The organism is Kineococcus indalonis (assembly GCF_009906395.1).
Classification (GTDB): Bacteria; Actinomycetota; Actinomycetes; order Actinomycetales; family Kineococcaceae; genus Kineococcus; species Kineococcus indalonis.
The window spans coordinates 1-2,585 of the sequence record NZ_JAAALM010000547.1 but is presented as its reverse complement, the minus strand read 5'-3'; the positions used below and the strand labels follow the sequence as shown (position 1 = coordinate 2,585).

The window sequence follows — 2,585 nt, the reverse complement described above, 5'->3', positions numbered from 1 at the left end:
CCGCCCGCTCACGCGCCGACCCCGGCCGTGTCGTCGGCCGGCAGCTCCACCACGAAGCGCGCCCCGCCCGCCGGGGAGGCGGTGCAGCGCACCGCGCCGTCGTGCGCGCGCACGCTCTCGGCGACCAGGCTCAGGCCCAGCCCCGAACCGGGCAGCGAGCCGCGCGAACCGGTGCGCGCGAACCGCTCGAACACCCGCTGCCGCTCCGCCGGCGGCACGCCCGGGCCGGCGTCGTCGACGAGCACCCGCACCCGCGCACCGGCGCGCTGCACCTGCACCGCCACCAGGCCCTCGCCGTGCCGGTCGGCGTTGTCGAAGAGGTTCACCAGGGCGCGGCCGAGCTGCTGCGCGTCCACCCGCACCGGCGCCGCACCGCTCGCTCGCACGGGCACGGCCTCGCGCCCGCTGCCGTCCAGGGCCTGGCGCGCCAGGACCGCGGCGTCCACGCGCACCCGCTCGCGCGCCCCGGCCCCCGACTCCAGCCGCCCCAGCTCCAGCAGGTCGTCCAGGGTGCGGGCGAAGCGCTCCAGCTCGCGGCTCACCAGGTCCAGGGCCCGCTGCGAGCGCGGCGGCAGCTCCTCGCGGCGGCGCTGCAGCAGCGCCACGCTCGTGGTGAGCGTCGTCAGCGGGGAGCGCAGCTCGTGGCTGACGTCGGCGCTGAAGCGCGCCTCCCGCTGGATCTGCTCCTCCAGGGCGTCGACCATGCTGTTGAACGAGCCGACGATCGTGGTCAGGTCCGGGTCGTCGGTGGGCGGCAGCCGGGTGCCGGGCTCGCCGCCGGCGATGCGGGCGGCGGTGCGGGCCACCGCGTGCAGCGGCGCCACCGCCCGCCCGGAGGCCCACACCCCCAGCAGCGCCCCGCCGGCGGCGGTGGACAGCGCGAACGCGGCCAGCGCCGCGCGCACCGCGTCCAGGGTGCGCGCCAGCTCGCCGGTGCCGCTGATCTCGTAGTACTGCGCGTCCACCGCCGGCAGCGGAACGCCCACGGCGAGCACCGGCCGGCCGTCCACGCGCGACCACGCCACCGCGGCGCTGCCCGAGCCCACCGCCTCGCGCAGCCCGGCGGGCACGTCGGCGGCACCGACCTCCAGCGAGCTGGAGTACCAGCGCCCCTGCCGGCGCACCAGGAGGTCGGAGCCGTCGGGCGGGGAGACCGCGGCCAGGACGTCACCGGGGGGCAGGCCGGCGGTGCGCAGCCCGTCGCGCACGGAGGAGGCGTCGGCGAACACCTGCCGCAGCGCGCTCCGCTCGCGCTGGTCCAGCAGGTGCTCGCGGGTCACGGCGTGGGTCCCCAGCGCGGCCAGCGTGGCCAGGGCGCTGGCGCCCAGCGTGAAGGACAGCGTGACGCCGGCCCGCAGGCCCGGGGACCGCCGGCGCCGCACCACCCCCGTCACCGCTCCTGTCAGCGCCCCGGTCACCGCGCGCCTCAGCGCCGGTCCAGGCGGTACCCCAGGCCGCGCACGGTGGTCACCAGCCGCGGCGCGGAGGGGTCCGCCTCGACCTTGGTGCGCAGCCGCCGCACGTGCACGTCGACGATGCGCTCGTCGCCGAAGAACCCGCGGTCCCACACCCGCTCCAGCAGCGCCTGCCGGCTCAGGACGCGCCCGGGAGCACCGGCCAGCTCGCTCAGGAGCCGGAACTCCGTGAGCGTCAGGTGCAGCTGCCGCTCGCCGCGGCGCACGGTGCCCGCGGCGGTGTCCAGCACGAGCGGGCCCTGCTCGGAGTCCAGCACCACCGCCTCCTCGGCGCCGGCGGTGGCCTCCGCGCGCCGGCGCAGGGCCTTCAACCGCGCGAACAGCTCGCCCAGGTCGAAGGGCTTGGTGACGTAGTCGTCGGCGCCGGCCTCCAGGGCCGCGACGATGTCGCTCTTGCCGTGCCGGGCGGAGAGCACGATGACGGGCGCGTCGCAGACCGGGCGCACCCGGCGGATGAACGTGAACCCGTCGATGCCGCCGAGCATGAGGTCGACGACCAGGACGTCCGGCGCGGCGCCGGGCACGGCGGCCAGGGCCTCCTCCGCGCTGGCGCAGCCGGTGACGAGGTAACCCTCGTCCTCCAGCGCCAGCGTCAGGGACGTCCTGATCCCGTCGTCGTCGTCGAGGACGAGCACCCGTGGGGACACGCCCACATGCTGCCAGCGCCGCGGGCCGCGGCGGAGCGGGCGGCCGCCCGCGGCCGGCTTCGTCACACGATCGCAAAGCGGGCGAGCGGAGAACCGCAACACGGCACCGGCAGGCTGGCACCACGCCCCACCGGCAGCGGTGGGGCGGCCAACCTCCCCGCTCCGGGCCCGCCGGTCGAGACCGACCCCGCGGCCCCTCCCGAGCGCCGAGCCCGAGGAGCCCGCCGTGATCACCGCACCCGTCTTCACCGCCGAGCTGACCGCCCAGACCGAGCGCGCCCTGGCCGAGCAGCGCACCGCCGAGCTGCGCGGCGACGCCGAGGCCGCCGAGGTCGCCGCCGCGCGGGTGGCCGACCTGCGCGAGCTGCACGCGCGCTCCGGCGCCCTGCCCGCACCGGCCTGAGGGCCCGCGCAGCACCAGGACCGCGGGGGACCGGGAGGGGGACCGGGAGGGGACCGGGAG

General features: G+C 78.3%; 3 protein-coding genes. 1 reads left to right on the top strand and 2 read right to left on the bottom strand.

The features are described from left to right. Window positions 1-8: 8 nt before the first annotated feature. Entirely contained in the window at window positions 9-1,394 is a 1,386-nt protein-coding gene (locus tag GTR00_RS26025; RefSeq protein WP_205706174.1) for a HAMP domain-containing sensor histidine kinase, read from the bottom strand. A 32-nt stretch (window positions 1,395-1,426) separates the two neighbouring features. After that, complete coding sequence (locus tag GTR00_RS18680) at window positions 1,427-2,122, bottom strand: winged helix-turn-helix domain-containing protein (protein ID WP_166613071.1); 696 nt, start codon at window positions 2,120-2,122, stop codon at window positions 1,427-1,429. A gap of 226 nt (window positions 2,123-2,348) precedes the next feature. Between GTR00_RS18680 and GTR00_RS18675 the strand changes: the two genes are divergently transcribed. Next, window positions 2,349-2,525 (top strand): hypothetical protein, encoded by a 177-nt coding sequence (locus GTR00_RS18675; RefSeq protein ID WP_166613070.1) that lies wholly within the window; start codon window positions 2,349-2,351, stop codon window positions 2,523-2,525. Window positions 2,526-2,585 lie beyond the last annotated feature (60 nt).